Origin of the sequence: Mesorhizobium sp. M0678 (assembly GCF_040320505.1) — a bacterium.
In the GTDB taxonomy this organism is placed as follows: domain Bacteria; phylum Pseudomonadota; class Alphaproteobacteria; order Rhizobiales; family Rhizobiaceae; genus Mesorhizobium.
This window is the reverse complement of record NZ_JAMYPT010000007.1, coordinates 243,743-270,156: the sequence shown is the minus strand read 5'-3', so window position 1 is coordinate 270,156 and position 26,414 is coordinate 243,743. Positions and strand designations below refer to the sequence as shown.

At 63.9% G+C, this 26,414-nt stretch carries 30 protein-coding genes and 1 tRNA gene; 18 read left to right on the top strand and 13 right to left on the bottom strand.

What is annotated here, in order from left to right; genetic code table 11:
* Positions 1 to 51 precede the first annotated feature (51 nt).
* From NKI29_RS15920 to NKI29_RS15885, 8 genes are all read left to right on the top strand, one after another.
* Positions 52 to 1,242 (top strand): MFS transporter, encoded by a 1,191-nt coding sequence (locus tag NKI29_RS15920; RefSeq protein ID WP_352454095.1) that lies wholly within the window; start codon positions 52 to 54, stop codon positions 1,240 to 1,242.
* The gene (locus tag NKI29_RS15915) at positions 1,239 to 1,709 is read left to right on the top strand and encodes a cyclophilin-like fold protein (protein ID WP_023675438.1); all 471 of its coding nucleotides are present in this window, start codon (positions 1,239 to 1,241) and stop codon (positions 1,707 to 1,709) included. Before NKI29_RS15920 ends, NKI29_RS15915 begins: the two co-directional genes overlap by 4 nt.
* Before the next feature lie 19 nt (positions 1,710 to 1,728).
* A complete protein-coding gene (locus tag NKI29_RS15910) occupies positions 1,729 to 2,124 on the top strand; it encodes a (R)-mandelonitrile lyase (protein WP_352796663.1) in 396 nt (131 codons plus the stop codon).
* Between the two features lie 26 nt (positions 2,125 to 2,150).
* Positions 2,151 to 3,167, top strand: coding sequence for a zinc-dependent alcohol dehydrogenase family protein (locus NKI29_RS15905; RefSeq protein ID WP_352568103.1), 1,017 nt, complete (start codon positions 2,151 to 2,153; stop codon positions 3,165 to 3,167).
* 58 nt (positions 3,168 to 3,225) lie between these two features.
* The gene (locus tag NKI29_RS15900; protein WP_352796660.1) at positions 3,226 to 3,660 is read left to right on the top strand and encodes a lipocalin-like domain-containing protein; all 435 of its coding nucleotides are present in this window, start codon (positions 3,226 to 3,228) and stop codon (positions 3,658 to 3,660) included.
* Between the two features lie 40 nt (positions 3,661 to 3,700).
* Positions 3,701 to 4,882 (top strand): arabinose transporter, encoded by a 1,182-nt coding sequence (locus NKI29_RS15895; protein WP_352796659.1) that lies wholly within the window; start codon positions 3,701 to 3,703, stop codon positions 4,880 to 4,882.
* A gap of 6 nt (positions 4,883 to 4,888) precedes the next feature.
* Positions 4,889 to 5,248 carry a GNAT family acetyltransferase gene (locus NKI29_RS15890; RefSeq protein ID WP_352796684.1) on the top strand — a complete coding sequence of 120 codons (360 nt, stop codon included), beginning with the start codon at positions 4,889 to 4,891 and terminating at the stop codon, positions 5,246 to 5,248.
* 200 nt (positions 5,249 to 5,448) lie between these two features.
* Positions 5,449 to 6,012 carry a GNAT family N-acetyltransferase gene (locus NKI29_RS15885; protein WP_352796657.1) on the top strand — a complete coding sequence of 188 codons (564 nt, stop codon included), beginning with the start codon at positions 5,449 to 5,451 and terminating at the stop codon, positions 6,010 to 6,012.
* 90 nt (positions 6,013 to 6,102) lie between these two features.
* Here NKI29_RS15885 and NKI29_RS15880 read toward each other — a convergent pair whose 3' ends face one another.
* Entirely contained in the window at positions 6,103 to 6,501 is a 399-nt protein-coding gene (locus tag NKI29_RS15880; RefSeq protein WP_352448190.1) for a GFA family protein, read from the bottom strand.
* 238 nt (positions 6,502 to 6,739) lie between these two features.
* Positions 6,740 to 7,192 (bottom strand): Lrp/AsnC family transcriptional regulator, encoded by a 453-nt coding sequence (locus tag NKI29_RS15875; RefSeq protein ID WP_352796654.1) that lies wholly within the window; start codon positions 7,190 to 7,192, stop codon positions 6,740 to 6,742.
* A gap of 118 nt (positions 7,193 to 7,310) precedes the next feature.
* Here NKI29_RS15875 and NKI29_RS15870 point away from each other — a divergent pair, with 118 nt between their 5' ends.
* The gene (locus tag NKI29_RS15870) at positions 7,311 to 8,321 is read left to right on the top strand and encodes a nucleoside recognition domain-containing protein (RefSeq protein ID WP_352796682.1); all 1,011 of its coding nucleotides are present in this window, start codon (positions 7,311 to 7,313) and stop codon (positions 8,319 to 8,321) included.
* 57 nt (positions 8,322 to 8,378) lie between these two features.
* Here NKI29_RS15870 and NKI29_RS15865 read toward each other — a convergent pair whose 3' ends face one another.
* Positions 8,379 to 10,112, bottom strand: a complete 1,734-nt coding sequence (locus NKI29_RS15865; RefSeq protein ID WP_502896705.1) for a chloride channel protein — start codon at positions 10,110 to 10,112, stop codon at positions 8,379 to 8,381.
* 318 nt (positions 10,113 to 10,430) lie between these two features.
* Between NKI29_RS15865 and NKI29_RS15860 the strand changes: the two genes are divergently transcribed.
* Positions 10,431 to 10,715 carry an SCP2 sterol-binding domain-containing protein gene (locus NKI29_RS15860; protein ID WP_352524570.1) on the top strand — a complete coding sequence of 95 codons (285 nt, stop codon included), beginning with the start codon at positions 10,431 to 10,433 and terminating at the stop codon, positions 10,713 to 10,715.
* Between the two features lie 54 nt (positions 10,716 to 10,769).
* Here NKI29_RS15860 and NKI29_RS15855 read toward each other — a convergent pair whose 3' ends face one another.
* Both NKI29_RS15855 and odc2 read right to left on the bottom strand, forming a co-directional pair.
* Positions 10,770 to 11,372, bottom strand: a complete 603-nt coding sequence (locus NKI29_RS15855) for a GNAT family N-acetyltransferase (RefSeq protein WP_352644253.1) — start codon at positions 11,370 to 11,372, stop codon at positions 10,770 to 10,772.
* Positions 11,373 to 11,580: 208 nt separating this feature from the next.
* Complete coding sequence (gene odc2 / locus NKI29_RS15850; protein WP_352448194.1) at positions 11,581 to 12,714, bottom strand: ornithine/lysine decarboxylase; 1,134 nt, start codon at positions 12,712 to 12,714, stop codon at positions 11,581 to 11,583.
* A gap of 561 nt (positions 12,715 to 13,275) precedes the next feature.
* On the opposite strand from odc2, the gene NKI29_RS15845 reads away from it, so the two are divergent.
* The 4 genes from NKI29_RS15845 (at position 13,276) to NKI29_RS15830 (ending at position 17,291) form a co-directional block, all read left to right on the top strand.
* Complete coding sequence (locus NKI29_RS15845) at positions 13,276 to 14,475, top strand: amidase (RefSeq protein ID WP_352588042.1); 1,200 nt, start codon at positions 13,276 to 13,278, stop codon at positions 14,473 to 14,475.
* 1 nt (position 14,476) lies between these two features.
* Positions 14,477 to 15,376, top strand: a complete 900-nt coding sequence (locus NKI29_RS15840; protein WP_352588045.1) for a LysR family transcriptional regulator — start codon at positions 14,477 to 14,479, stop codon at positions 15,374 to 15,376.
* 86 nt (positions 15,377 to 15,462) lie between these two features.
* Complete coding sequence (locus tag NKI29_RS15835) at positions 15,463 to 16,131, top strand: DUF1007 family protein (protein ID WP_352564924.1); 669 nt, start codon at positions 15,463 to 15,465, stop codon at positions 16,129 to 16,131.
* A gap of 5 nt (positions 16,132 to 16,136) precedes the next feature.
* Positions 16,137 to 17,291, top strand: coding sequence for a nickel/cobalt transporter (locus tag NKI29_RS15830; protein ID WP_502896704.1), 1,155 nt, complete (start codon positions 16,137 to 16,139; stop codon positions 17,289 to 17,291).
* Positions 17,292 to 17,465: 174 nt separating this feature from the next.
* Here the strand turns inward: NKI29_RS15830 and denD are convergent, their stop codons facing one another.
* The 4 genes from denD to NKI29_RS15810 form a co-directional block, all read right to left on the bottom strand.
* The gene (gene denD / locus NKI29_RS15825; protein ID WP_352568116.1) at positions 17,466 to 18,437 is read right to left on the bottom strand and encodes a D-erythronate dehydrogenase; all 972 of its coding nucleotides are present in this window, start codon (positions 18,435 to 18,437) and stop codon (positions 17,466 to 17,468) included.
* 1 nt (position 18,438) lies between these two features.
* Positions 18,439 to 18,645, bottom strand: coding sequence for a hypothetical protein (locus NKI29_RS15820; protein WP_352448198.1), 207 nt, complete (start codon positions 18,643 to 18,645; stop codon positions 18,439 to 18,441).
* 62 nt (positions 18,646 to 18,707) lie between these two features.
* Positions 18,708 to 19,691: a cation diffusion facilitator family transporter gene (locus tag NKI29_RS15815; RefSeq protein WP_352568118.1), complete on the bottom strand. Its 984-nt coding sequence runs from the start codon at positions 19,689 to 19,691 to the stop codon at positions 18,708 to 18,710.
* 114 nt (positions 19,692 to 19,805) lie between these two features.
* Entirely contained in the window at positions 19,806 to 20,492 is a 687-nt protein-coding gene (locus NKI29_RS15810) for a GNAT family N-acetyltransferase (RefSeq protein ID WP_352568119.1), read from the bottom strand.
* An 83-nt stretch (positions 20,493 to 20,575) separates the two neighbouring features.
* Here NKI29_RS15810 and NKI29_RS15805 point away from each other — a divergent pair, with 83 nt between their 5' ends.
* Positions 20,576 to 21,760, top strand: coding sequence for a pyridoxal phosphate-dependent aminotransferase (locus tag NKI29_RS15805; RefSeq protein ID WP_352568120.1), 1,185 nt, complete (start codon positions 20,576 to 20,578; stop codon positions 21,758 to 21,760).
* Between the two features lie 22 nt (positions 21,761 to 21,782).
* Complete coding sequence (locus tag NKI29_RS15800) at positions 21,783 to 22,163, top strand: YciI family protein (RefSeq protein WP_352568121.1); 381 nt, start codon at positions 21,783 to 21,785, stop codon at positions 22,161 to 22,163.
* Between the two features lie 22 nt (positions 22,164 to 22,185).
* On the opposite strand, the gene NKI29_RS15795 is transcribed toward NKI29_RS15800, so the two are convergent.
* Both NKI29_RS15795 and NKI29_RS15790 read right to left on the bottom strand, forming a co-directional pair.
* Positions 22,186 to 22,941: an SDR family oxidoreductase gene (locus NKI29_RS15795; RefSeq protein ID WP_352698598.1), complete on the bottom strand. Its 756-nt coding sequence runs from the start codon at positions 22,939 to 22,941 to the stop codon at positions 22,186 to 22,188.
* Between the two features lie 221 nt (positions 22,942 to 23,162).
* Complete coding sequence (locus NKI29_RS15790) at positions 23,163 to 23,909, bottom strand: tellurite resistance TerB family protein (protein ID WP_352698596.1); 747 nt, start codon at positions 23,907 to 23,909, stop codon at positions 23,163 to 23,165.
* Positions 23,910 to 24,164: 255 nt separating this feature from the next.
* Between NKI29_RS15790 and NKI29_RS15785 the strand changes: the two genes are divergently transcribed.
* The gene (locus tag NKI29_RS15785) at positions 24,165 to 24,524 is read left to right on the top strand and encodes a YybH family protein (RefSeq protein ID WP_352568124.1); all 360 of its coding nucleotides are present in this window, start codon (positions 24,165 to 24,167) and stop codon (positions 24,522 to 24,524) included.
* A gap of 22 nt (positions 24,525 to 24,546) precedes the next feature.
* On the opposite strand, the gene trhO is transcribed toward NKI29_RS15785, so the two are convergent.
* Positions 24,547 to 25,467 carry an oxygen-dependent tRNA uridine(34) hydroxylase TrhO gene (gene trhO, locus NKI29_RS15780; RefSeq protein ID WP_502896703.1) on the bottom strand — a complete coding sequence of 307 codons (921 nt, stop codon included), beginning with the start codon at positions 25,465 to 25,467 and terminating at the stop codon, positions 24,547 to 24,549.
* A gap of 169 nt (positions 25,468 to 25,636) precedes the next feature.
* Between trhO and NKI29_RS15775 the strand changes: the two genes are divergently transcribed.
* Positions 25,637 to 26,275: a 2-dehydro-3-deoxy-phosphogluconate aldolase gene (locus NKI29_RS15775; protein ID WP_352568126.1), complete on the top strand. Its 639-nt coding sequence runs from the start codon at positions 25,637 to 25,639 to the stop codon at positions 26,273 to 26,275.
* Between the two features lie 51 nt (positions 26,276 to 26,326).
* Here the strand turns inward: NKI29_RS15775 and NKI29_RS15770 are convergent.
* Positions 26,327 to 26,400, bottom strand: a tRNA-Gln gene (locus NKI29_RS15770).
* Positions 26,401 to 26,414: the final 14 nt, after the last annotated feature.

Genomic DNA, 26,414 nt, shown 5'->3' with positions numbered 1-26,414 from the left:
GACGGGGATGGGCGGCTGATCCACCCCCGTCGCCTTGCAAGGATGCCAATTATGGAAACGACCTACGACACAAGACTTGTCGAAGACCGCGCCGCATGGGGCGCGGTGCTGTCGATGGCTCTGTGTGTTTCCGTGCTCATCGCGTCGGAATTCATGCCGGTCAGCCTGCTGTCGCCGCTCGCGGCCGATCTCGGCATCACCGCGGGCCGCACGGGACAGGCGATCTCGATTTCGGGCGCTTTCGCCGTCGTGACCAGCCTGCTGGTCGCCGGCCTCACGCGCCGGATCGACCGCCGACTGGTCGTGACCGGCTTCACCCTTCTCCTCATCGTGTCCGGGCTCACTGTCACCTTCGCGCCGAACTACGCGTTCCTCATGGTCGGCCGAGCGCTGCTCGGCATCGCGATCGGCGGGTTCTGGTCGATGTCGACCGCGATCGTCATGCGCCTCGTGCCGCAAGACATGGTTCCGAAGGGTCTCGCCATGCTAAACGCTGGCAATGCCATTGCGGCCACCATCGCCGCGCCGCTGGGCAGTTTTCTTGGCGCCTATGTCGGCTGGCGCGGCGCTTTTTTCCTCGTCGTGCCGTTTGGGCTCCTGGCGCTGGTCTGGCAGTGGACAAGCCTGCCGGCGCTGCCCCCGCGCCGGAGGAAGCGTCCAGGCAATCCGCTGGCGCTCCTCGGCCGTTTTCCTGTCGCCATCGGCATGGCGTCGATCATGATGCTGTTCATGGGCCAGTTTGCGCTCTTTACCTATCTGCGGCCCTTCCTCGAGAGCGTCACTAGGCTCGACATCGCCGCGCTTTCGGCGATCCTGCTGGCGATGGGGCTGGCCGGGGTGCTCGGCACCCTCTGCATAGGCCGGCTTTTGCGCACGCGCCTGTTTAGCATCCTCATCGTCATCCCGCTGGTCATGGCCGCGTTGGCCGTAGCGCTCATCGCCTTCGGTACGCTGCCGATTCCTACAGCGCCGCTGCTCGTTGCCTGGGGCTTCTTCGGCACGGCCGCGCCCGTTGGCTGGGGCACGTGGCTCTGCCGCACGTTGCCGGACGACGCGGAGGCCGGCGGCGGGTTGCAGGTAGCCGTCATCCAGCTCGCCATCACCGGCGGCGCCGCCATCGGCGGCACGCTCTTCGATACGGTCGGCTGGTGGGGTGCATTCACTTTCGGCGCGGTGCTGCTCTGTGGATCGGCGCTCGCCGCCTTTGCAGCGTCGCATTTGGCCCGGAGGTCGCAGCCATGACGATCGACCGTCCGGACCTCAGCCGCCGCGCGTTGCTCGGCGGCGCGCTCGCGGCAACGGTCCTGCCGCGGGCCGCCCGCAGCCAGCAGGGCAGCGATCCAGGCAGCCAGGAGCCCACTGACATGAAGATCAAGATGATTTTCAATGGCCGGACCATGACCGCCACGCTCTACGACAATCCGTCGGCGCGCGACTTCTTCACCATGCTGCCGCTCGATCTCACCATCGACGACTACGCGCATAACGAGAAGATTGCCTATCTGCCGCGCAAGCTGACGGAGGAGGGCAGCGGCCCGTTCGGCAACGAGCGGCCATACGACCTTTGCTACTTCATGCCCTGGGGCAATCTGGCCATGTTCTACGCCGACTACCGCCATCCCGGGCTGATCAGGCTCGGCCGCTTCGACGCGGGCGAAGAGGCCCTACACGTAAGCGGCAAGTTCCCGCTTCGCATCGAACGCATTTGAGGACCCAACGGAGATAACCATGGACATTCTTCGCGCTGGCACCAGGCCTTCCGGCAAGGGGCCACCTGACTGGTTCACCGGCACGGTGCGGATCGATCCGCTCTTCAATCCCTTCGATGCCGGGCGGGTCCAAGGCGCACAGGTGACCTTCGAGGCCGGCGCCCGCACCGCCTGGCACACGCATCCGCTCGGCCAGACACTGATCGTCGTCTCGGGCCTTGGCCGCGTGCAGCGCGAGGCTGGCCCGGTCGAGGAAATCCGTGCCGGCGACGTCGTCTGGTTCGCGCCCGGCGAGAAGCATTGGCACGGTGCCTCACCCGAGACGGCCATGACCCACATTGCCCTCCAGGAGGTCAAAGACGGCAAGGTGGTGGACTGGCTGGAACACGTCATCGACGCCGACTACGGCGCCTGACATCGATTGAACGAAAGGAAAGCAAAATGCTCGCAACCGTTCTTCATAAGCCCGGCGACATCCGCTGCGAGGAAGTCGAAGACCCAATGATCCTTCGCCCGACGGATGCTATCATCAAGCTCTCGGCGAGCTGCATCTGCGGCTCGGACCTGTGGCCCTATCGCGGGCTGCAGCCGGTCAACGGCCCGATGCATATGGGCCACGAATATTGTGGCATCGTCGTCGAGGTCGGCGCAGAGGTGCGCACGGTCCGTCCCGGCCAGTTCGTCGTCGGCTCGTTCTGCCTCTCCGACAATACCTGCCCGCATTGCCGCTTCGGCTTCCAGTCGTCCTGTGTGCAGCGCGAGTTCATGTCGGGCGCGCAGGCGCCTTACGCCCGCGTGCCGTTGGCGGATGGCACACTGGTCGCCACCGCCGAGGTGCCGCCGGCCGAACTCATCCCTGACCTGCTGGCTGTGTCCGATGTGCTCGGCACCGGCTGGTATGCGGCCGACGCAGCCGAGGTCCGAGAAGGATCGACGGTGGTGGTGGTCGGCGACGGTGCGGTCGGCCTGATGGGCGTGCTTGCGGCCAAGGAGATGGGCGCCGAGCGCATCATCGCCATGAGCCGGCACGCCAGCCGCCAAAAACTCGCCCGCGAATTCGGCGCGACCGACATCGTCGCTGAGCGCGGCGAGGAAGGTGTGGCCCGGATCAAAGGGCTCACTAAGGACGTCGGCGCGGACTCGGTGCTGGAATGCGTTGGCACGGCGGAATCCTTCGACCAGGCGCTGGCCTGCTCTCGCCCCGGCGGCACCATCGGCTATGTCGGCGTGCCGCATGGCGTGAGCTTCGATGGCCAGAATCTCTTCTTCGGCCAGAAGCGCATGCTGGGCGGCCCCGCGCCGGTGCGCCGCTTCCTGCCCGACCTCATGGACCGTGTGCTCAAGGGCAGGATCAAGCCCGGCAAGGTCTTCGACCTCAAGCTGCCGTTGGCCGAGGTCGCTGAAGGCTACCGCGCCATGGACGAGCGGCGCGCCATCAAGGTCATGCTTTCGGTGTAAGCGAAGATTGGGCGGACGGCCTGTCCGCACCCACAAACCAGAAAAAGGACAACGACATATGACGATGAGATTGAAGATCGCTGCCCTTGCGCTTGCGCTTTCGGTCGCCACGCCGGCTTTCTCCCAAGAGTCCCCGATCATCGGCGCATGGCGCATGAGGTCGCTCGAGGCCGGTGCCGAGGGAAACCTCAAGCCCGTGCCATATTCCGGCCAGGTCATCTTCACCGAGGCCGGCACCCTCTCGGTGCAGGCCCAGAACCCCGACGCTAAGGCGCCGGACACGCCTTACAAGGCGAATGGCTACGAAGCCTATTACGGGCCGGTCGCCATCAACGACCAGGACAAGACCTTCGTCATCACGATCGAGTCCTCCCTGGTCCGCAACCTTGTCGGGAAGAGCATGAAACGCAAATTCGAAGTCTCGGACAACAAACTGGTCCTGACGCCGGACAATCCGGCCGAAGGCTGGCGCGTGACCTACGAACGTTACTGATCGGAACAGCCCGGCTGTCAAAGTGTTATCGGTGGCCACAATGGCGCGGACTTCTGACCGAAATGGCGCGATGGCGGAACTGGTGCCAATCATGGCGGCTGTCTTCGCCGGCTTCCTCCTGATCGGCTTGGCGCTACCCGTCCTGCCGCTGCATCTTCACCAGCAGCTCGGCTTCGGCCCCTTCGCAGTCGGGCTGGTGACGGGCAGCCAGTTCGTCGCCTCTATGCTGTCGCGCATTGGAGCCGGAAATTATGCCGATGGGCGCGGCGGCAAGCGGGCCGTCGTCGTCGGCCTCATTGCCGCTGCCCTGGCGGGGTTCATTTACCTCGGCTCGCTGGCATTGCTCGACCGGCCGGTAGCGTCCGCATCGGCGCTCTTCGCCGGCCGGGCGGTACTGGGCGCGTCTGAGAGCTTCATCATCACAGGCGGCGTCGCCTGGGGCCTCTCCCTTGCGGGCGGACAGAACTCCGGAAAGGTCATAGCCTGGGTGGGCACGGCGATGTTCGCAGCACTCGCGCTGGGAGCGCCCGTCGGATCTGCGCTTTATGCGGCGAGCGGCTTCACCGCGATCGCACTGGCGACGATCGTCCTGCCGCTTGCAACGGTGCTTGCCATCCTGCCGATGCGTGGCGCCAGCGCCACCGCGAGCAGCGTGCGGCATTCATGGACGAGCGTGGCGCAAGCGGTCTGGCTTCCCGGCGTCGGAGCTGCTTTCAGCAGCCTTGGCTATGGCGCAATCCTGTCCTTTGGCGCGCTGCTCTTTGCCGAACGCGGCTGGCAGCCGGTCTGGCTTCCCTTCACCGCTTATGCCGCGTCGCTGATCGCGGCAAGGCTGTGCTTCGGCCACCTGCCTGACAGGTTAGGGGGCGCGCGCGTCGCCGTGATCTTCGTGGCGGTCGAGGCGGCAGGGCTGATGCTGATCTGGCTTGCGCCCGGGCCCGTTCTCGCCGCCATCGGAGCGGGCCTGACTGGCCTCGGCTACTCGCTGGTCTATCCCGGTTTCGGTGCCGAGGCCGTAAGCCATCTTCCACCACGCAGCCGTGGCCTGGCCATGGGACTCTACACCGTCTTCCTCGACGTGGCGCTCGGCTTCGGCAGTCCGGCGCTCGGCTTGGTCGCCGCGTCGGCCGGGCTGCAATTCGTCTTCTTCGCCGTCGCGACGGCGATGCTTCCGGCGTTGGGCATCGCTCTGCTGCTGGGTCGCCGTAACGCTCCACTATAGAGCCGGATAGTCCGGGCTCGAGATGTCGCGCAACTACGATCGCTCCCGCTTCGCGGGAAGCTGAGGCATCAGCCGAACCTGCTTTTGGTGGCGATAGAGGCCGATCAGGTCGTCGGATCGATCATGGCCGGGTATGACGGCCATCGAGGGTGGATATCGCGCATCGCTATCTTGCAGTCCCATCGCCAAAAAGGGATCGGCGAGGCCCTCATCCATGAGGCCGAAAGGCGGCTCGCCGGCCTTGGTTGCATAAAGATCAACCTCCAAATTGTCGCTTCCAATTCGACGGTTCTTGGGTTCTACCGAAAGTGCGGATACGAGGTCGAGGAGCGCATAAGCATGAGCAAACTGTTACCGAAAGTTTGAGGTGCTCCGCCGATTAACTCGTCGTCGCGGCTCGACGGCTCAGGTCCATTGGAATCTTGCTGCCGGTCATTATTGTGGCAGGCGAACCTCTCCGGGTGAATCGCGCTGCGGGATGCGGCCGACGGCCGAAGCCGGGCGAAGTCCAGCCAGCCGGAGGGAGCCCTACCTACGGTCGAATTACTGGAGCAGTGAGGACATGCATGCAGATCGCATCCAAGCCACGCGTCCGCCTGGCAAGCCGTCAGGAACTGGATGGAATTGGGTTGCTCGTCTCAGAGGCTTTCGCATCGTTACGGCCCGTTCTGGCACCGCACATCTTCGAGCCCTACGTCAAGGATGCGCGGGATGTCGCGGGGCGATGGGCGAAAGCCAGCGTCGCGGTGCTCGAAGCCGAGGGACGCCTCGTCGGGACGGTCACCTACTACGCCGATGCCGCCTTTGACGGCATGGGCTGGCCGCCCGGGCTGGCAGGCCTCAGGACTCTCGCGGTTGTTCCCTCGGCACAGGGCCGCGGATATGGCCGCGCGCTTTGCGAATGGTGCGTCATGCAAGCGCGTCTGCAGGGCTCAGGCGGCCTTGCGCTTCACACTGCCTCGTCCATGACGTCTGCATACAAGCTGTATGAAAGCCTTGGCTTCGAGAGACGCCCCGCCCACGACCTTTTCGCATCCGACATTATTGGCTTTGATCCAGCACTCGGCGATCAGCAGATCATCGCCTACCTGCTGCCGCTCAAGCAGGTCAAGAGCAGCCGCGATCGATAATGTTCGACCGCCGTTTGAACGGACGGAGGCATCATCTCGCTTCCGGATGCTGTCCGCAGCTTCCACCGTTTGTCTCGATGCGAGCAGATCCTAGTCTTTCGTATAGTCAGGCCCAAAACGAGTCGGCAGGTTGTCGGCGAGTTTCAACCAAGGGAGCTTCTCCTCAAAAGCGACATGCAGCGTAGGTGCAAATTTTTCTGGCTCCTCCATCGCTGCCGCAAAAAAATGCATGACATCAGACATGTTTTTTGAGCGGAAGGACAGCGGCGTACCACAGTGATCGCAAAATGTTCTTTCCACACCGGGAGAAGAGTTGAATACCTTCGGTAGCTTGCCCAGCCATCGCCATTGGCCGTTCAAGACGCCAATATAGGAGGTCATCGGCGCAGAACATTGCCGCCGACAACTTTCACAATGACAGACCACGCAGGCCTGTGCCGGGCCATCGACTTCAAAGGCAATAGCGCCACATAAGCAATGACCACGCATGCAAATTCTCCTTGAGCCAACAAGGACAGCTTCATGCCTGGGCGTGAGGGAGGCGCCATGAAATGCGTCGAGCTGGCCCCCAATTCCGACATTCGGCGCTGGCGATTGTCCTCGCGTGCGCGAGGCGTTGCCTCCAAGCTGCCTTCACTACCCCCCTTTCGGCATATAGAAATGTTCGTAGAGTTTCTCCGCCGGGCCGCTGAATTCACGGCCTGGCAGGTCTATCGCAACCCGAACACTACAGTGGAATTGCGGTCACTTCTTTGGCCGTTCGGATCACGAACATCGTGTGGTATCGCGCGACGTTACTTCGGTCTCGGAACAGTCGCTCGCACAGCGCATCGAACTCTTCCATATCCGTCAGGCGGAGCATGAGGACGGCGTCGGTTTCGCCGCTTACACTGTAGGCCTGAGTGACGGCCGGTTCCTGAGCGGCCAACTCGAGAAAGTCCCTCATATACTGCTCACCATGACGCTCCAGTTCGACGGCGACGATCGCCTTCAAGCCCCGGCCAGCCTTTGCCGGTGCGAGAAGCGCGACAACGCGGTTGATGACACCGCTCTTCTTCAGTCGTCGTATGCGGCGCAGGCAGCTCGAAGGGGAAAGCCCGACTAACCCCGCCAGTTTGGCGTTAGTTCGCGAGGCATCATCCTGGAGCAGGTTGAGAAGCCTTCTGTCGATCTTGTCCATGTCGGTCGCGCTCATCGTCGGTGCGTTGCAATTTTATTGCATGGAATCGCAAACTTTGACCACAAATGCGAAGCGTCTCACGCTACTCAGATGGCTCCAGGGATGATGGAGCAGCATGATGGCAATTTGCGCCGCCTTCTATCGCAAGACATTGGAGACGCTTGAAATCTATTGGGAACTGGTTCGCGTCATCGTTCCGGTTGCGATTGCCACGCGACTGCTGCAGGACCTTGGCGTCATCCAGGCGATTTCTCCGTTCTTCTCCCCGCTCATGTTGCAGGTGGGGTTGCCACCTGAACTCGCCTTTGCCTGGCTGACGGGATTGCTGGTCGGGATCTGGGGCGCGCTTGTGATCGTATTCACCTTGGTTCCGGTTTCGGCGCTCAGCACTGCCGACATGACGGTTCTTTCGGCTCTCTTGCTGTTTGCACATGCCATTCCGATCGAGCAACGGATCATTCAGAGGGCTGGGCCGAGCTTCCTGGTCACCGCGGCGCTTCGTATTGGCGGGGGTTTGGTCTTTGCTGTCCTTCTGCATCAGATATTCGCCGCGACCGGATGGCTGTCAGGACCGGTGAAGCCGGCGTGGATGCCGACGAATGAAAGCACCGACTGGGGCGGCTTTCTCCTAGGTACGCTCAAAACCCTGGGCATCATGCTCGTTGTTCTGCTTGCGCTGAGCTGGGTGATCGAGCTTCTCAAGATGTCGGGCATTTTGGAGTGGATGAACAGAGGGCTTGCACCGCTCTTTCGGCTCGCCGGCATCGAAAAGCAGACGGTACCTTTCGCCGCTGTTGGCCTGTTTCTCGGGATTTCCTATGGCGCAGGACTGCTGATCCGCGAGGCGCGCACGCCTAGCGCGGAGCCGCGTCAGATATTCCTCGCCTGCGTGTTCATGGGTTTTGCCCACAGCCTCATTGAGGATACGTTGGTCGTTGTCACACTTGGCGCTGATGTTACGAGCGTGCTTCTCGGTCGCCTGGCGTTTGCCGTGCTCGCGACCGCCGTGATCGCAAAACTAATCAAGGCGGTTCCCGACGCTCTTTTCTTCAAGACACTCTTCCACAAGGAAGAAGACAGTCCGCGCAATCGGATTTCGGAGCCGGCGATTAGCGGGCCGTTGACGTGAGCCCTCCTTACGCAGCAGCCGACATGTGTGTCGCATCGCAATCGGGACAGGACGCGGCTACCCCTCGCCCGACAGATCGCGCCGCGCCTTGTCGAGTTCTTCGGCATAGCGCCGCATCAGGTGGCCTTCGGTCAGCAGACCGACCACCTTGCGATCGGTGAAATCCTCGACCACCGCCAATTCCTCGGCGCCGGCGCGCTGGAAGGTCTCGGCCGCCGATTGCACGTTCATGCTCGGCACCAGCACCGCATCCCTGAATTTGGCGAAGGACAGCACCGGCATCTCGTCATCCGACAAATGGCTGTGCAATTCGGCGACGATCAGCACGCCGACATAATGCAGGTCGGCGTCAACCGCGATGACGCGCTGCGAGGCACCGAGCGGCACCTGCTTGCGGAATTCCGCAAGCGTCGTCGAGGCGTCGATGGTGCGGACATCCTTTCGCATCATCGAGCCGACAGTCAGGCTCCGCATCCAGCCGACATCATGCGCGCTGCGGATCGTTTCGCCGCGCAGGTGAAAGCGCCATGTCGAGAAGGAATAGCCGAACGTTTCGCGCACCAGGATCGCCGCCATGAGCGAGGCAGCCAGCACCACGCCGGTCAGCGTCAGGTCGCGGGTCGATTCCAGCGCCAGGAAGGTCATCGTCAACGGGCCGCCGACGACGCCGACGGCGAGCGAGGTCATGCCGACGACGGCGGCGACGGCAGGGTCGATGCCGGTCGCCGGCGAGACGAATGCCATCGCGCCGGCAAACATCTTGCCGAGCAGCGCGCCGAGAAACAGCGAGGCAAAGAACAAGCCGCCGCGGAAGCCGGAGCCGAGCGAGATCGCCGAGGCCGCCAGCTTCAGCACGAAGACGCTGGCCACCACGGCCAGCCCGTAATTCATCGCGAATTCGCGGTGCAGCGCGCCATGGCCGCTGGACAGGACTTGCGGCGTGACCAGCCCCAGCAGCCCGACCATCACGCCGCCGATGGCGGGGCGCAGCGAGGCGTCGATCGACAGCCGGGCAAAGAGGCGCTCGATCAGGCTCACCAGATGCATGATGGCGATGGAAGCACCGCCGCCCAGAAGCCCGAGCAGCATGAACGGCAAATACTGGCTGACGGTGAGCTGCGGCAGACCGGCGAGCTCCAGCGGAAACGGCACGCCGCCGAACACCTCTGCGGTCAGCGAGGCCGAGATCGCGGCGGCCATTACCGGCGCGACATTGGCGACCGAGTAGATGCCGATGACCAGCTCGAAACCGTAGAAGGCGCCGGTCAGCGGCGCGTCGAAGGCGGCGGCGATCGCGCCGGCGGCACCGCAGCCGACCAGGATGCGGACATCGTTGCGGCGCAGCCTGAACAAGCGCGCCAGCCGCGACGCCAGGCCCGAACCCACCTGCGTATAGCCGGCCTCGAGCCCGACCGAAGCGCCGAAGCCGCTCGAGATCATCGTCTGCCCGGCGATGATGAAGGTGTCGGTCAGCGACATGCGGCCGCCATAAAGCGCGTTGGCTTCGATCGGATCGACCGGCGTGCGGAACTTCCGCTTTCTCAGCCAGATCACCGTCAGCCCGAGCAGGATGCCGCCGATCGCCGGTATCAGCGCCTGCTCCGGCCTTTGCAGCGAAAACATCGCCGAAAGCCGACCGCCGGGCTGAACGCCGAACATAAGCCCATGCAGGACCTGCACCAGTCCGCTCATGCCGGTGACCAGCGCACCCGCCATCACCCCGACCAGGGCAGCCAGAATGACGACGGCAATACCGCGCGCCTCGAGCAGCGGGATCGATCTGATCAGCACCGCGCGCAACCGGCGGGCATAGACTTGCGGTTCGTTTCTGGGCGGTTCGTTTCTGGAAAGCACCGGGGCGGCTCGCCGATATTCGTGGGTGCCTGATACCCTCGGCAACATCGCATGGCAACATGCAGGCCGCCGAGGTGTCATGCCCGCGTGATGCTGCGGCGATAAAGCCCATCCTCAGCTCGGGGAACCGCGTTGACGTAAACGTCAACCCAAAGCTATATGCGCCAGCGACCGTGGCTGTAAAACCAGCCATGCGACTTCGGCCAGGTGGACGCGCCAAGGCGCGACAAACGCAACGAGACGAGGAGAACCGCCATGAGCGTTCAGGAGATTGCCGACAAGATCAGGTCGCGCGTGGCGAGTGCCGGGTTCGATCGCTCGGTGAAATTCGACACCGGCAGCGACGGCGTCATCGTCATCGACGGCGCCGATGTCTCGACCACCGATGCGCCGGCCGATTGCACCATAAAGCTGTCGCTCGACGATCTGGACTCGCTGATATCAGGCGACCTCAACCCGACCATGGCCTTCATGTCCGGCAAGATAAAGGTCGAAGGCGACATGAGCGTCGCCATGGCGCTCAGCCAGTTGATCGGCTGATCGCTTGAGGTGAAACAAGCCGCCGCACGATGGCGGGCGGCTTGCTTCGAACCATCAGGCAGCGAGCGGCAGCCGCTGCGCCTTCAGCTTGCGCCCGGCCGCCTTCAGCGTGCCTTGCGCGCCGTCGAGCGCGCCGACAACCAGTTCCCGCGCCAGCAGGCGGTGCCGCTCGTAAGGCCCCGGCATGGCCAGCGAGCCGGTCTTTGCGGCCGAAAACCCGAAGCGCTCGTAATAGGGCGCGTCGCCGACCAGCAGGATCGCCGCATGGCCAAGCCGCTCGGCCTCAGTGACCGCATGGCGCATCAGCGCCGAGCCGATGCCGGCATTTTTCAGCGCCGGGTCGACCGCAAGCGGGCCGAGCAGCAGCGCTGCCGTGCCGCCCTCGCCCAGGACCACGTCCCACAGCCGCACCGTGCCGGCAACAGTGCCCGACGCATCGCGCGCGACAAAGGCCAGGCCCTCCGCAGGCCGGCGGCCGCGCCGCAGCTTTTCCGACGACTTCTTCCGGCGCTTCGGCCCCACCGCGCGATCGAGCAAAGCCTCGCGCGCCGGGACGTCGGCGGCGGTTTCGGCGACGACCGCAATCTCCCCCCTCGAGGGGGAGATGTCGCCGAAGGCGACAGAGGGGGTTGTCGCGCGTGAAGCGCCGGCCTCCATCTGCGGCAGGAGGCCGAGTCCAGTCGAACCGACCCCCTCTGGCCGCTTCGCGGCCATCTCCCCCTCGAGGGGGGAGATTCCCACGCCTTCAACGATGAGATCTGCAATGTTCATTTCCGCGATCCTTCACAAGCGGATTGTTCCACAGGCGAGCCCGGGCGGGCGACAGGCGCCCACCGGGGATGATCTGAGCAACTCTTGCGAGCCCTCAGATCACGTAGGATCGGAGAGGCTCGAAGCCGTTGAAGGCGACCGATGCATAGGTCGTCGTGTAGGCGCCGGTGCCCTCGATCAGCACCTCGTCGCCGATGGTCAGCGACAAGGGCAGCGGGTACGGCGTCTTTTCGTACATCACGTCGGCCGAATCGCAGGTCGGGCCGGCGAGCACGCAAGGCGCGGTCTCGCTGCCGTCATGTGCGGTGACGATCGGGTAGCGGATCGCCTCGTCCATCGTCTCGGCGAGACCGCCGAACTTGCCGATGTCGAGGAACACCCATCGCACATTGTCGTTGTCGGCCTTCTTCGAGATCAGCACGACCTCCGACTTGATCACCCCGGCATTGCCGACCATGCCGCGGCCCGGCTCGATGATCGTCTCGGGGATGGCGTTGCCGAAATGCTTCCTGAGCGCCGAGAAGATCGCCTGGCCATAGGCCTGCGCCACCGGCACATCCCTGAGATAGCGGGTCGGGAAACCGCCGCCCATATTGACCATCTTCAGCACGATGCCTTCGTCGGCGAGCGTCGCGAACACCTTCTTGGCGTCGGCCAGCGCGCGGTCCCAGGCGGTCAGGTCGGTCTGCTGCGAGCCGACATGGAATGACACGCCATGGGCGTCGAGGCCGAGCGCCCTGGCATGGCGCAGCACGTCGACCGCCATCGCCGGCACACAGCCGAACTTGCGCGACAGCGGCCATTCGGCACCCTCGCCGTCGGTCAGGACGCGGCAGAACACGCGGGCGCCGGGAGCGACGCGCGCGATCTTCTCGACCTCCTCGACGCAGTCCACCGCAAACAGCTTGATGCCGAGCTGGTAGGCGCGCTGGATGTCGCGCTCCTTCTTGATGGTGTTGCCGAAGGAGATGCGGTCCGCCGGCGCACCGGCGTCCATCGCCATCTCGACTTCGGCAACGGAAGCGGTGTCGAAGGACGAGCCCATCGCAGCAAGCAGGCGCAGGATTTCCGGCGCCGGATTTGCTTTCACCGCATAGTAGATCTTGGAATCGGGAAGCGCCTTCTCGAAGGCGCGGAAATTGTCGCGCACGACATCGAGGTCGACGACGAGGCACGGGCCGTTCGGACGTCGGGTGGCGAGAAAGTCAAGGATGCGCTGAGTAGCCATCGGGTCTCTCCATCAGCGCCTTTCGGCGCGCACAAAGGCTTGCGGACGCGGGCTCTCGGCCTCGCGAACACGCGGTGGACAAAGGCGGGACGGAAATCCATGGAACCAGCCGGTGGAGACCCCGGAACCATGAAGCGCCGTCTCGCGGCGGTGAACCTTGGCCTTGCCCGGCCTCGGTTCGCTTTGTCTGCCTTGGCTTGGATGGGAGACCCGTCCGCACTGCCGGCAATGAAGGTGTGCCTCTTCAGTAACCCCGGTCTTTGGACGACCGGCAGAACACCAGAAAGGCCCGCACCGTCGTTGCTTCAAGGTGTCCTCGGTTGGCGGTTGGCCGCTAAACCGACTGGAGGGGTTGGCTCCAGTTACCTTACCGATTGCCCTCACCATTCGAGGATCGGCGGACACCCACAGGCACGTGCGACTTTGGGCAAGCGCGATATAAGATCGAAAGATTTCACAATCAATAAAAATCGTATCGCAGGTTGTAAAATTTGTGGCATCGAACAATGCTGCGGGACCAGAAGAACAATGCTGCGGCAAGCACACCCGGATATCGAACGCATGACAGGCACTCGCGGCCCGCTGAACGCTTTTCTCGATCTTGATCAAGTCCCTGTTACCAATGCGCAATCCGGCCCGCTTGCCGGCTTGCGGTTGGCCGTCAAGGATATCTTCGACGTCGCCGGGTACCGCACCGGTTGCGGCAATCCGCAGAAATACCGCGAAGCCTCGCCGGCCACGGCCACCGCGCCGGCCGTCCAGACGCTGCTTGATTCGGGCGCCCGCTTCGTCGGCAAGACGCAGACCGACGAACTCGCCTTTTCCCTGCTGGGGCTGAACGCGCATTTCCCATCGCCGATCAATCCGGCGGCACCCGACCGCGTCACCGGCGGCTCGTCCTCGGGTTCTGCTTCTGCAGTCGCCGGCGGGCTGGCCGATATCGCCACCGGCTCCGACACCGGCGGCTCGATCCGTGCGCCGGCAAGCTTCTGCGGCCTGATCGGCCTCAGGACCACGCATGGCCGCATTTCGCTCGACGGCGCGATGCCGCTGGCGCCTTCGCTGGACACGTTCGGCTGGTTTGCCAGGGATATCGTCACCTACGAAAAGGTCGGCACGGTGCTGCTCGGCGACGATCCGCACCGCCACGAACTGGTACGCCCTCTTGCCCTCGACGCGCTGGACAGCCTCGTGCTCGGCCCGCTGGAGGCCGAGGAATATCGCGCCATGGTCCGCAGTGTCGCTTCGGTGCTGGGCGCGCCGCGCAGCGTTGGCCCGCTGTCGCATTCCACCGACGATCTTTATTGGTGCTTCCGCAAGCTGCAAGGCTATGAAGCCTGGCAAAGCCACGGCGCCTGGATCGCTGGCGGCGACCGCATGCTGGGACCCGGCGTCAAGGAGCGCTTCGAGCATGGCGCGACCGTCGGCCCGGCAACCGCGCAGCACGAAACGGAACGTCGCGTTTCGTTTCGCCTCGAGCTTACCGACCTGCTTGGCGAGGACGGCGTTCTTGTGCTTCCGACCGCTCCGGGTGCCGCGCCGCTCAAGGCCGAATTATTTGATGATTTGCAGATCTATCGCGAGCGCGCGCTGAGATTGCTGTGTCTTTCCGGCCTGTCTGGATTTCCGCAGATCACGCTGCCGCTCGGCAAGACCGGCGGGGCGCCGTTCGGTCTTTCGCTGCTCGGCCCGAAGAACAGCGACCGGCAGTTGATTACGCTCGCCGCCCGCATCCTTTCAGCCCACCAAGGAGGCGCATGACATGGATACGCTGACCCGCATGCGCGCCTTCATCGATGTCGTCGAGGCCGAAGGCTTTTCGGCGGCGGCACGCAAGATCGGCCGCTCGAAGGCGCTGCTGTCGAAATATGTGCGCGAGCTGGAGGACGAGCTCGGCGCGCTACTGCTCAACCGCACCACCAGGCAGTTCTCGATGACCGAAGCCGGCCACACCTATTACCGGCGCGCCTCGGAGATCGTGCGCGAGGTCGACAGCCTTGCCGATGCGGTGCGCGAATCCTCCGGCGACGTGCGCGGCAGGATCAAGCTGTCGGCGCCGCGCACCTTTGCCGACGCGCCGATCGGCCAATCGCTGATCGACTTCGCCAAGCAGCATCCCGACATCGTGCTCGACATTCATCTCGACGACCGCTTCGTCGATCTGGTCGAAGAGGGTTTCGATCTGGCAGTGCGCATTTCGCGGCTGGAAAATTCCTCACTGATCGCCAGGCGCCTGGCGCCGTTTTCGGTACGGCTTTGCGCGTCTCCCGAACTGATCGCCAAGCACGGCATGCCGGTCAGGGCGCAAGACCTTGCCCGCGTGCCTTGCATCATCGACACCAATGGCCGCTGGCTCACCAACTGGCCGTTCAAGGGCGACGGTGCCGATACGGTGAGTGTTTCGGTCTCCGGCCCGATCGAGGTCAACAGCCCGATGGCGGCGAGGGCGGCCGCCGTGGCTGGACTGGGGTTTTCCATCCTGCCGGATTTTATCGCCGCGCCCGACATCGAAAGCGGCAAGCTGGTGACTGCGCTGGATGACCGCATTCTGCCCGGCGGCGGCATTTTTGCTGTCTATCCGCACCGGCGCTATCTGCCTGCAAAAGTTCGCGTTTTCGTCGACTTCCTGGTGCAGTGGTTCAAGACGCTGGACAACGCATGAGCTTTCAGCCGCGTTGCGGTCCCATTTTCGCCCGCTTTCTGGTAACTGTCGGCAATTCACCGAAGCCGATTGAATCGCGACCGAGAATGCACCTGAAACGGCAAGCAATGATGCTGGCTTCGGCCTTGACCGCGACGTTTGCCGCCGTCGGACCGGCTGAGGTGCATCCCCACGTCTTCGCTGAAGCCCGCCTCGAAGTGGTCCTCGGCCCGGATCACCAAACTGTGAAGGCATTGCGCCATGTCTGGCGCTTCGATGATTTGTTTTCGAGCACGGTGATGATGGAGTTCGACAAGAATTCCGACCTGAAACTCGACGACAAAGAGCTGAAGGATGTCGCCGACACCGTCCATGCCTCGCTTGCCGAGTTCAACTATTTCCAGCTCGTCACCGTCGACGGCAAGGACGTGGCAATGACCCCGCCGCCTCATTTGATGGCCAATTTCGACAATGACCAGTTGATCATCCTGTTTGAATCTGAACCGAAGGTGCCGATCAAACTGAGCGGCAAGATAGATATCGGCGTCTACGACCCGACCTTCTACACCGCGATCGATTTCACCGAGGATGCCAATCTGCAGGTCGATGGGTTGCCGCCGACCTGCACCAGCAAGGTTGTCCGCCCGAACCCGGACGAGGCGATCGCCCAGAACCAGAAGACCCTGACCGAGGCCTTCTTCAACGATCCGACAGGCACCGACATGAGCAAGATCTTTGCCACCAAGCTTGAACTGACCTGTCAGCCGGAAGGATAGATCCAGTGACCAAACCGTCCCTGCGTTTGGCATTCGGTCTTCTGGCCGTCGCCTTTGTGATGACGCACTTTCTCGGCACCGCCCACGCCCAGAGTTCACTCGGCATCGGCACCAATGACGGCATGGCTCCAACCGCCACCGGCCCGTTCGCCCACATCCTGATGTGGATCAATCTGCGCCAGCAGGAATTCTATCATGCGCTTGCCGGCGCGATGAAGGCGATGCGCCAGGACGGCAGCAAGTTGTGGCTGCTCATCGGCCTGTCCTTTGCCTATGGCATTTTCCACGCCGCCGGCCCCGGTCACGGCAAGGCGGTGATCTCTTCCTACATGGTGGCCAATGAAGTGGCGCTCCGGCGCGGCATCATGCTGTCCTTCGTCTCGGCCCTGCTGCAGGCGCTGACCGCGATCGTGGTGATGCTGGTCGCCTATTTCTTGCTGCGCGGCACTGCTGTCTCGATGACAGACGCCGCATGGTTCCTCGAAATCATGAGCTATGTCTTCGTCACTCTGTTCGGCGCCTGGCTGCTGTGGCGCAAGGCCGGCCCGGCCATCCTTCGCCTGTTCGGCGCAAATCCGGGCTACAGCCTCTCGGCTGCCCATGCCGGCCATTCACATTCCGGCCATTCACATGCCGCCCATTCACATGCCCATGCGGCACATTCCCACGCGCTTGATGCGCATGACCACCACGATCATGCGCATGACCATCACGATCACGGCGCCCACGACCACGCCCATGCTGTGCACGATCACCACAGCCATGCGGCGGGCGAGGTCTGCGAGACCTGCGGACACTCGCATGCGCCCGACCCGGCGCTGCTTTCCGGTGATCGCTTCGATTGGCGCACGGCCTGGTCGGCGGTGGCTGCCGTCGGTATCCGCCCCTGTTCAGGCGCGCTGATCGTGCTGAGCTTCGCCTTGCTGAACGGGCTGTGGTTCGGCGGCATCCTTTCGGTGCTGGCCATGGCACTCGGCACCGCAATCACCGTCTCGGCCCTGGCGACGCTTGCGGTGACCGCGAAGAACTGGGCGGTGTATTTCGCCGGCGACGGCCGCATGGGCAACCGCATCCATTCCTTCGTCGAGATCGGCGGCGCCGCCTTCGTCTTCCTGTTCGGCCTGCTGCTGCTCTCGGCCAGCCTGACGACCGGCGGGTGACGTCCAGGCGCGACTCTCCCTTCTCCCCTTGTGGGAGAAGGTGTCGCCGAAGGCGACGGATGAGGGGTGTTCCAGCTTGGCGCCAACAGCGCTCTGTCCAGCACCCCTCAACCGTCTTGGCGCTGCGCGCCAATCCACCTTCTCCCACAAGGGGAGAAGGAAGACGGCGCCACGTTAAATCCTGCCGCCCAGCTCATCCTCAATATGGACGCGTATAATCTCATCAAAACTCGTCTCCGCCGCAAAGCCAAGCTCCCTCGAGCGCCGCGCCTCGAAGCGCGTCGGCCAGCCCTTGACGATCGCCCAGATCGTCTCGTCGGGCTCCTCGCGGATCAGTTTCACCGCCTTGGCGCCGGCGACACGTTCCAGCGCTTCGATCTGTTCGCCGACGGTGACGGCGACGCCCGGCATCGTCAGGTTGCGGCGCGGGCCGACGGCACTGCCGTCGATCTGAGCCGCATGGATCAGGAAATTCACCGCCGAACGCGGGCTGGCGTGTGTGTGGACGACCGAGCGCGGCACCGGCAGGATCGCTTCATGGCCGCTCAGCGGCTCGCGGATGATACCGGAGAAGAACCCTGAGGCCGCCTTGTTCGGCTTTCCCGGCCTGACGCAGATGGTCGGCAGCCTAATGCCGATGCCGTCGAAGAAACCGCGGCGCGTATAGTCGGCAAGCAGCGCCTCGCCGATCAGCTTCTGCGTGCCGTAGGAGGTCAGCGGCGTCGGGTGGAACTCGTCCGGAATGATGTCGGGAAACGGTGCGCCGAACACGGCGATCGACGAGGTGAAGACGACGCGCGGTGTATAGGCCGCCAAGCGGATGGCATCGAACAGCGCCCTTGTGCCGTCGAGATTGACGCGATAGCCGAGATCGAAATTGGCCTCCGCCTCGCCCGACACCACGCCGGCGAGATGGAAGATCACGTCGGGGCGCGGCGCGACCAGATTTGCCGTCGCGCCCGGCGCTGCAAGGTCGCCGGTGTGGACGCTAATGCCGACGCTGTCGAGGACCGGCGCCTGCGGCGGCACGATGTCGTGAAGGTCGAGCGCGGCGATCTTGCGGCCGCCGAGCGTCCCGTCCTTGGCCAACCTGGCGATGAGCTTGTGGCCGACCATGCCTGCCGCGCCGGTAATCAGAATGCGCATGTCACTTTCCCTTTTTGCGCTGGCTGCGGCTACGCAGCCAGAACACGACGAAGATTGCCACCATGAAGATCGCCGCGACGACGCCGGCAAGCACCGTCGAGACCTTGCCGACCGCCAGCATCACTGTTGGAAGATAATAGGCTGCGATGCCGAACAGCAGCAAAACCCAGGCGGCGCCGATCGCCGCATTGCGGGTGTCGCGGTCCATCACGCGGCGCCAGGGTGGCGAGAGTTCATGTCAATCGTTGCCAATGCCCAGAACTCCCGAAGTCAGTGATAATGGCCGCGGTGCGGTGCCGTATCATGCGCATGATCGTGCTCGTCATCATGCTCATGGCTGTCGGCACATCGGCCGAATTCCGGTTCGACCGTGGCATGGGCTATGCCATGTTCCGCCGCAAGCCGCTTCTTGATCGCGCTGACCGCCATATGCGCGTCGACGCCGTCATTGAGGCAGGCATGCAACGTCGCCATGTTGCTGGAACCGTCGATCGACCAGACATGCATGTGATGCACCTCGCGCACGCCCTTGATCGAGCCTTCGATGTCCCTGGCGATCAGGTCGCGGTCGAGGCTTGCCGGCACGCCTTCGAGCAGGACGTGGGCGGCCTCGCGCATCAGCGACCAGGCCGTGGACAGGATCAGCAGCGCGACAAGCACCGACAGGATCGGATCGATGGGCGTCCAGCCCGTCGCCAGGATCACCAGCGCCGCCACGATCGCCGCGGCCGAGCCTAGCAGGTCGCCGAGCACGTGCAGGATGGCGCCGCGCATGTTCAGGCTGCCGCGGTCGCCGCCATGCAGCACGTAGAACGAGCCGAGATTGACCAGCAGGCCGGCGATCGCGACGACCAGCATCGGCCCGCCGAGCACCGGAGCCGGCGCTTGCAAGCGGCCCCAAGCCTCGTAGACGATCCACAGCGCGATGGCGAAGATGGCGATGCCGTTGGTGTAGGCGACCAGCGTCTTGACCCGGCCGAAGCCGTAGGTGAGGCGCACGGTCGCCGGCCGGCTCGCAAGGTGAAAGGCATACCAGGCAAGGCCGAGCGCGACGCAATCGGCAAGCATGTGGCCGGCATCCGCCAGCAGCGCCAGCGATCCCGTCAAGAGACCGCCAAGCGCTTCGACGACCATGAAGCCGGCGGTCAGGCAGGCAGCGATCAGCACGCGCTTCTTGTCGGTCGAGCCGTGCACATGACCTGCGCGATGGCTGTGGTCGTGGACCTGCGAAGCGTGGTCGTGGGTATGCGCCATCTATAGCCCCTGCTAGAGCCTGATCCATCCCGGCAGACTCGGGATGGAGGCTCTATCTTTCTATTTGACCATGATCTTACCCGAAAAACCGGATACCACTTTTCGGGAGCATGGTCAGGCGCCGAACTCGGCGCGGAAATCCTCGAGCCGCCGCTTCTGCTGGCCATCGCTGTCGAAATTAGCCGGATCGAGCCACGCCTCATAGGCTCTGCGCAGATCAGGCCATTCCCTGTCGATGATCGAATACCACGCGGTATCGCGGTTTTCGCCCTTGACCACAAGATGCTGACGGAAAATGCCCTCGAACTTGAAGCCGAAACGTTCCGCCGCGCGCTTCGACGGCTCGTTGCGATTGTTGCATTTCCATTCGTAGCGGCGATAGCCAAGCTCGTCGAAGACATACTTCATGAACAGGAACTGCGCTTCCGTCGCGGCCGGCTTACGCGAGATCAGCGGGCCCCAATAGATGTTGCCGATCTCAATGACGCCGTAGGTGGCGTCGATGCGCATCAGCGTCTGGCGCCCGGCGACCTTGCCGCTGGCCTTGTCGATGACCGTGAAGAACAGCGGGTCTTCGCTGGCTTCCGCCTTGTCCAGCCATGGCTGGAAGGCGGCGCGGCTCTCCGGCGGGTAGTCTGGCAGCCAGGCAAAGCGGCCGTCGACATCGGCCACCGACGAGGCCTCAAACAGGCCGTCGCCGTGCTTTTCGGCGTTGAGCGGCTCCAGCCTGACAGTTCGCCCCTCCAGCACCTTGCGTTCGGGCCGCGGGCGCGGTTGCCAATTCTTGAGATTTTCCGACACCGAAAACTCCAATCCGTTTGACTTTTGCGGGCGGACGCTCACAAAAACGCACGCTCGCTGAAAGAACCACACGGACAGGAAAAATGCTCCACACGATTTCGGCCTTCGACCGCCTCGGCGAGGAAAATGCGTTCGCAGTGCTGGCGCGTGCCACGGCACTTGCCCACCAGGGCCGCGACATTGTCAATCTCGGCATCGGCCAGCCCGACTTCAAGACGCCGCAGCACATCGTCGAGGCCGCGATCAAGGCGCTGCGCGACGGCCATCACGGCTATACGCCGGCCAACGGCCTGCTGGCGACGCGCGAAGCGGTGGTCCGCCGCACGCTGGCCACTACCGGCGTCGAAGTCTCGCCCGAAGCGGTGATGATCCTGCCCGGCGGCAAGCCGACCATGTTCGCGGCCATCCTGATGTTCGGCGAGCCGGGCGCCGAAATTCTCTATCCCGATCCCGGCTTTCCGATCTACCGCTCGATGATCGAGTTCACCGGTGCTGCCCCCATCCCGGTGCCGATGCGCGAGGAGAACGGCTTTGCCTTTTCGGCTGCGGAGACCTTGGCGCTGATCACGCCGAAGACCAGGCTGCTGATTCTCAACTCGCCGGCCAATCCGACCGGCGGCGTCACGCCGCGCGCCGAGATTGAGAAGCTGGTCAAGGGGCTGGAAGCGCACCCGGACGTCGCCATCCTCTCCGACGAGATCTACGACGTGATGACCTATGACGGCGAGACGCACTGCTCGCTGCTCGCCTTCCCCGAAATCCGCGACCGGCTGATCGTGCTCAACGGCTGGTCGAAGACCTGGGCGATGACCGGCTGGCGCATGGGCTGGTCGATCTGGCCGAATGGCGACAAGGGCGCGCATCTCTACGACAAGGTGCGCAAGCTGGCGGTCAATTGCTGGTCCTGCGTCAACGCGCCGAGCCAGTATGCCGGCATTGCCGCCATCGACGGCCCGCAGGACGATGTCGACAAGATGATGCGCGCCTTCGACCGCCGCAGGAAGGTCGTGGTCGAGGGGTTGAATGCCTTGCCCGGCGTTTCCTGCATTACGCCGAAAGGCGCCTTCTATGCCTTCCCCAATGTTTCCAAGACCGGCTGGAAGGCCAAGAAGCTCGCCTCGGCGCTGCTCGAGGATGCCGGCGTGGCGCTGATCGGCGGCCCCGATTTCGGCATTCTCGGCGAAGGCTATGTCAGGCTGTCCTACGCCAATTCCGAGGAGAACATCCTGCGCGCGCTGGAGCGGATCGAGGCGTTCCTGGCGAAGTGAGGACGGCGAAAGGAGAAGCCAGATGTTCTATGCCATTCTTGCCTATCACGAGGAAGAAGCGATTACGGCACTGACGCCTGAGCAGGATGCGGCGCTGATGACCGATCTTCTCCAGATCAACGATCGGCTCTACCAGCAAGGCACCCTTGGGCCGGCGGCCCGGCTCGGCGCGACACAAGACGCCTGCACCTTGCGCGGGCCAGGCACCGGAATGGTTATCGACGGCCCCTTCGCCGAGACCAAGGAACAATTGCTGGGGCTCTATGTCGTCGACTGCGCCAACCGTGACGCCGCCATCGACATTGCGCGCGACCTTCGCCGCGTCAATCCGACCGCCGTCTACGAAATCCGCCCGATTTCGCTATATTTACCCGGCGTGCCGCTTCCGGTCACCCGGCCCTGATTTAGACCGGGTTGAGACTAATTTAGCCTCGCCCGACAAATGGCATCTTCGTCGCCATCACGGTCATGAACAGGACGTTCGCGTCGAGCGGCAGGCTGGCCATATGGAGGACGGCATCGGCGACGCGCTCGACATCCATCACCGCTTCGGCGGCAATGGTGCCGTTGGCTTGCGGCACGCCGACCGTCATCGCTTGCGCCATGTCGGTCAGCGCGTTGCCGATGTCGATCTGGCCGCAAGCAATGTCGTAGGGCCTGCCGTCCAGCGCCAGCGTCTTGGTCAGCCCGGTGATGGCGTGCTTGGTCGCCGTATAGGGCACCGAGCCCGGCCGTGGCGCATAGGCCGATACCGAGCCGTTGTTGATGATGCGGCCGCCCATCGGCTGCTGCCTGCGCATGGCGCCGAACGCGGCGCGAGCACACAGGAACGAGCCGGTGAGATTGACCCCGACGATGTCGTTCCACACGTCGACCGGGATGTCGTCGATCAACGTCGATTTGTAGCTCGTGCCGGCATTGTTGAAGAGCAGGTCGACGCGCCCGAAAGCCGCAGCCACCGTCTCGAACAGATCGTCGACCTGATCGGCCTTGCTGATGTCGCAGGCGAAGGCCAATGCCTTGGCCTGCGTCGGCCCGGCCGCGGCGATCGCATCCTCCAGCACCGGCTTGCGGCGACCGCAGAAGACCGTGTTCCAGCCGGCCTTGAGCAGCGCCGTGGCGACGCTTTTGCCGATGCCCGTACCGGCGCCGGTGACGATGGCGGTTTTATAGTCGGTCATGGCTGTACTCCCTGAAAGGGATGAGGCATCGCAAATGACGGGAACCATGGCAAGCCGGCCCAAAGCCTGTGCTCACAAAAAGGGCGGCCGTTGGCGACCGCCCCTGATCCGAACCGGGCATGGGAGGAGGAAAGCCGATCCGACTGGCTGAAATCATGCGCTCACCGGATTAACGAGAAGCTAACGCCAACGGCGCCGAGCTCCGAGGCTTCCTCTTCAAGCTACCAGCGCGAGCCTGCGACCGGCTTGCCCGTGCTGCCCGCTGCCGGCACCTTCGCCGCCGTCACCGTCGCCTCGACATGGTCGACCAGCGCATCCGGCAGGCCGAGACGGCCGGCAAGCAGGTCGAGATAGCCGCGTTCGGCCCGCGTGTCCGGATCGATGGCAAGACGCGAGGCGGTGTAGAGTTCCAGCTTTTGCGCATCGGTCTTGGCCCCGGCGATCAGCACATCCAGATCGAGCGGCGCCTCCAGTTCCGACATCAGGAATTTCTCCGCTTCGGCGCCGACGCCCGCTAGGCTGAGCTTGCCGGCGATCTTCTGCCGCTCTTCGTCATCGACGTGACCGTCGGCCTTCGCCGCCGAGATCATCGCCCTGACCAGCGTCAGCGTGAATTCGTCTTCGCCCTGCGGCGCTTGCGACGGATGGAAGGCGGTATCGGCCGGCGGCGGCAGCAATTCCGGTTCGCCTGCAGCTTGCGTCTCGGCCGGCGCGTTGCCGTTCTTGTAGTTCTGGTAGGCCTTGTAGGCGAGGCCACCGATCGCAGCCAACCCACCAAGCTTCACCGCCGCACCGGTGACCTGGCGGCCGGGGCCGGTTCCGAGCAGCACCGCGGCCAGCGCACCGGCGGCAAGCGGATTGTCCTTGGCCATCTGCACCGCCTGCCCGGCCTTGTGGCGGACGGTCGATCCGGTGCCGGGAATTTGCGAGCCGAGCAGATCGTCGAGGAGCTTCTTGGGATCGAACATCTATGCCTCCAGAATTGGCCCGGCCGAAGGTGCGCGGGCAGGTTTGCACGTCGAAGACCTAGGTCCCGCAGTTTGACATTACAATGACGGGGTGCATCGTTTTGCCCGCTGCCACGCATGACCTCGAATGGAGGTCTGCTGGGATTTCACGCGGAAATTAAAGTGCTGCAGCCTCCTTCCGCGCCAAAAAACGCGTGTCGAAACCAGCTTCGACTTCGAGTAATGTCGCGGCACGTCGCTTGGGAGGAGCCTGGCATGACCAATGAGACAGCCCGCCAGCCGGCACGCGATCCCCAGGAGCTGGAGCGCCTGCTGATTTCACGGCAATGGGTCGGAGACATTGACGGCATGGCAGCGCTTTTCGAGCAGCATGCCGTCATCGACAGCGGTAGCGGACAACTGACGTTCGGCCGCGAAGCCATCCGGGGGCTGTTCGCGGAGATCACCGCAACCGGCCGAAAATTTCAGTCCGGAGATCAGCGCCCGGCTGTCGTCAATGGCGACCTGGCGCTCACCTCGACCCGGCTTCCCGATGGCACCATCACCACCGAGGTCGCGCGCCGGCAGAACGACGGGACATGGCTGTGGGTCATCGATCGCTTCTCTGTTGCTTGACGTGAAGTTGCTTAACGTGAAGCTAACTTCCGATATGGCGATCGCCGCGCGCTTGCGCCAGCTCGACCTGGTGCTGGCGCTCGGCGTAGCGGGCGCGATCTTCGTTCGAGCGGGCATCGAAGCAATGCGGGCATGAGATGCCGGCAGCATATTTCGGCGACAGCCGGTCTTCTGCAGCCAGCGGATGCCGGCAGGCGCGGCAGAGTTCGGCCTCGCCTTCGAGCAGCCCGTGCGATACCGAAACGCGCTCGTCGAAGACGAAGCATTCGCCTTGCCACAGGCTCTGTTCGCCGGGCACGTCCTCGAGATATTTCAGAATGCCGCCCTTGAGGTGGAACACATCCTCGAAGCCGAGCGACTTCACATAGGCGGTCGCCTTCTCGCAGCGTATGCCGCCGGCGCAGAACATGGCGACCTTGCGCCCCTCGAGCTCGTGCCGATGCTGCTCGACCCAGGCCGGGAATTCGCGGAAGCTGGTGGTGGCGGGATCGACAGCACCTTTGAACGTTCCGAGCGACACCTCGTAGGCGTTGCGCGTGTCGATGACGATGGTGCCCGTATCCGAGATCAGTGCATTCCAGTCGGCCGGCGCAACATAGGTGCCTGCACCTGCCGCCGGATCGATATTGTCCACGCCCATGGTGACGATCTCGCGCTTCAACCGCACCTTCATGCGGTGGAACGGCATCGTTGCGGCGCTGCTGTATTTGATCTCGAGACCGGCGAGACCGTCGATGGATTCGAGATGATCGATGAGCGCCGCGATTGCCGGTTCACTGCCGGCGACCGTGCCGTTGATGCCCTCACGCGCCAACAGCAGCGTGCCTTTGACGCCGCGCGCGCAGCAGAAGGCGGCGAGCGGCGCGCGCAGAGCCTCGAAGGTGTCGAGCCGGGCGAAGCGGTAAAGCGCGGCAACGCGGAAGGCTTGGCTGGGAAGTGTCATCACCAAGCCACTAGACGCTCACGACAGCCTGATCAAGGCAGAGCCGGGAGCGGTCTGATCGCGGAAGGTTTCGAACACCACGCGTGACATCGCGACACGCCGCGTTTCGTGGACAGAAAAACCGCCTTCTGCTAACCGGTCGACTTGATCAACAGAGGAGAGACGACGAATGCCCAGCACGACCGAAAAGCTCCTGTCGCTCCTCAACGGCCAGCCGGTCATACCGGTGCTGAAGATCGCCAATCCCGCCGACGCGGTGCCGCTGGCCCGGGCGCTGGCCAGCGGTGGCCTGCCGGTGATAGAGATCACGCTGCGCACCGCCGACGCGCTGGAGGCGATCCGCCGGGTGGCGGGCGAGGTCGAAGACGCCGTCGTCGGCGCCGGCACCATCCTGGACGCCCGCCAGTTCGGCGAGGCGGCGGCCGCCGGTTCGAAGTTCATCGTCAGCCCCGGCATCACCCGCGAGCTTCTCGCGGCAGCCAAGGACAGCGACGTGCCGTTGCTGCCCGGTGCCATCACGCCGGGAGAGGTCATGGCCGCCCGCGAAGCCGGCCTGCGCTTTCTGAAATTCTTCCCGGCCGAACAGTCGGGCGGCACTGCCTCGCTCAAGGCTTTCGCCTCGCCGCTTGCCGACGTGAAATTCTGCCCGACCGGCGGTATCACCGGCAAGAACGCCGCCGACTACCTCAGCCTGCCCAACGTCATCTGCGTCGGCGGTTCCTGGGTGGCGCCGGACGATCTGGTCAAGGCCGGCAAATGGGACGAGATCGAAGCCTTGGCACGCGCGGCAAGCAAGCTCGGGCGCTAGCATCTTCTGCATCAAAAGCCGCGGCCGATCTGGCCGATCTGGTTCGCCGGCTGGTTCCCGCTCATGGGCTCGAACCACGATTCACGCCTTCAAAGGGCGCTGTCCTACCATTAGACGAAGCGGGAGAATGCCGACCGCT

Coding starts and splice junctions, on each gene's coding strand:
- NKI29_RS15920 (WP_352454095.1), top strand. CDS start 52: ATGGAAACGACCTACGACACAAGACTTGTCGAAGACCGCGCCGCATGG.
- NKI29_RS15915 (WP_023675438.1), top strand. CDS start 1,239: ATGACGATCGACCGTCCGGACCTCAGCCGCCGCGCGTTGCTCGGCGGC.
- NKI29_RS15910 (WP_352796663.1), top strand. CDS start 1,729: ATGGACATTCTTCGCGCTGGCACCAGGCCTTCCGGCAAGGGGCCACCT.
- NKI29_RS15905 (WP_352568103.1), top strand. CDS start 2,151: ATGCTCGCAACCGTTCTTCATAAGCCCGGCGACATCCGCTGCGAGGAA.
- NKI29_RS15900 (WP_352796660.1), top strand. CDS start 3,226: ATGACGATGAGATTGAAGATCGCTGCCCTTGCGCTTGCGCTTTCGGTC.
- NKI29_RS15895 (WP_352796659.1), top strand. CDS start 3,701: ATGGCGCGGACTTCTGACCGAAATGGCGCGATGGCGGAACTGGTGCCA.
- NKI29_RS15885 (WP_352796657.1), top strand. CDS start 5,449: ATGCAGATCGCATCCAAGCCACGCGTCCGCCTGGCAAGCCGTCAGGAA.
- NKI29_RS15880 (WP_352448190.1), bottom strand. CDS start 6,501: ATGCGTGGTCATTGCTTATGTGGCGCTATTGCCTTTGAAGTCGATGGC.
- NKI29_RS15875 (WP_352796654.1), bottom strand. CDS start 7,192: ATGGACAAGATCGACAGAAGGCTTCTCAACCTGCTCCAGGATGATGCC.
- NKI29_RS15870 (WP_352796682.1), top strand. CDS start 7,311: ATGGCAATTTGCGCCGCCTTCTATCGCAAGACATTGGAGACGCTTGAA.
- NKI29_RS15860 (WP_352524570.1), top strand. CDS start 10,431: ATGAGCGTTCAGGAGATTGCCGACAAGATCAGGTCGCGCGTGGCGAGT.
- NKI29_RS15855 (WP_352644253.1), bottom strand. CDS start 11,372: ATGGAGGCCGGCGCTTCACGCGCGACAACCCCCTCTGTCGCCTTCGGC.
- odc2 (WP_352448194.1), bottom strand. CDS start 12,714: ATGGCTACTCAGCGCATCCTTGACTTTCTCGCCACCCGACGTCCGAAC.
- NKI29_RS15845 (WP_352588042.1), top strand. CDS start 13,276: ATGACAGGCACTCGCGGCCCGCTGAACGCTTTTCTCGATCTTGATCAA.
- NKI29_RS15840 (WP_352588045.1), top strand. CDS start 14,477: ATGGATACGCTGACCCGCATGCGCGCCTTCATCGATGTCGTCGAGGCC.
- NKI29_RS15835 (WP_352564924.1), top strand. CDS start 15,463: ATGCACCTGAAACGGCAAGCAATGATGCTGGCTTCGGCCTTGACCGCG.
- denD (WP_352568116.1), bottom strand. CDS start 18,437: ATGCGCATTCTGATTACCGGCGCGGCAGGCATGGTCGGCCACAAGCTC.
- NKI29_RS15820 (WP_352448198.1), bottom strand. CDS start 18,645: ATGGACCGCGACACCCGCAATGCGGCGATCGGCGCCGCCTGGGTTTTG.
- NKI29_RS15815 (WP_352568118.1), bottom strand. CDS start 19,691: ATGGCGCATACCCACGACCACGCTTCGCAGGTCCACGACCACAGCCAT.
- NKI29_RS15805 (WP_352568120.1), top strand. CDS start 20,576: ATGCTCCACACGATTTCGGCCTTCGACCGCCTCGGCGAGGAAAATGCG.
- NKI29_RS15800 (WP_352568121.1), top strand. CDS start 21,783: ATGTTCTATGCCATTCTTGCCTATCACGAGGAAGAAGCGATTACGGCA.
- NKI29_RS15795 (WP_352698598.1), bottom strand. CDS start 22,941: ATGACCGACTATAAAACCGCCATCGTCACCGGCGCCGGTACGGGCATC.
- NKI29_RS15790 (WP_352698596.1), bottom strand. CDS start 23,909: ATGTTCGATCCCAAGAAGCTCCTCGACGATCTGCTCGGCTCGCAAATT.
- NKI29_RS15785 (WP_352568124.1), top strand. CDS start 24,165: ATGACCAATGAGACAGCCCGCCAGCCGGCACGCGATCCCCAGGAGCTG.
- trhO (WP_502896703.1), bottom strand. CDS start 25,467: ATGACACTTCCCAGCCAAGCCTTCCGCGTTGCCGCGCTTTACCGCTTC.
- NKI29_RS15775 (WP_352568126.1), top strand. CDS start 25,637: ATGCCCAGCACGACCGAAAAGCTCCTGTCGCTCCTCAACGGCCAGCCG.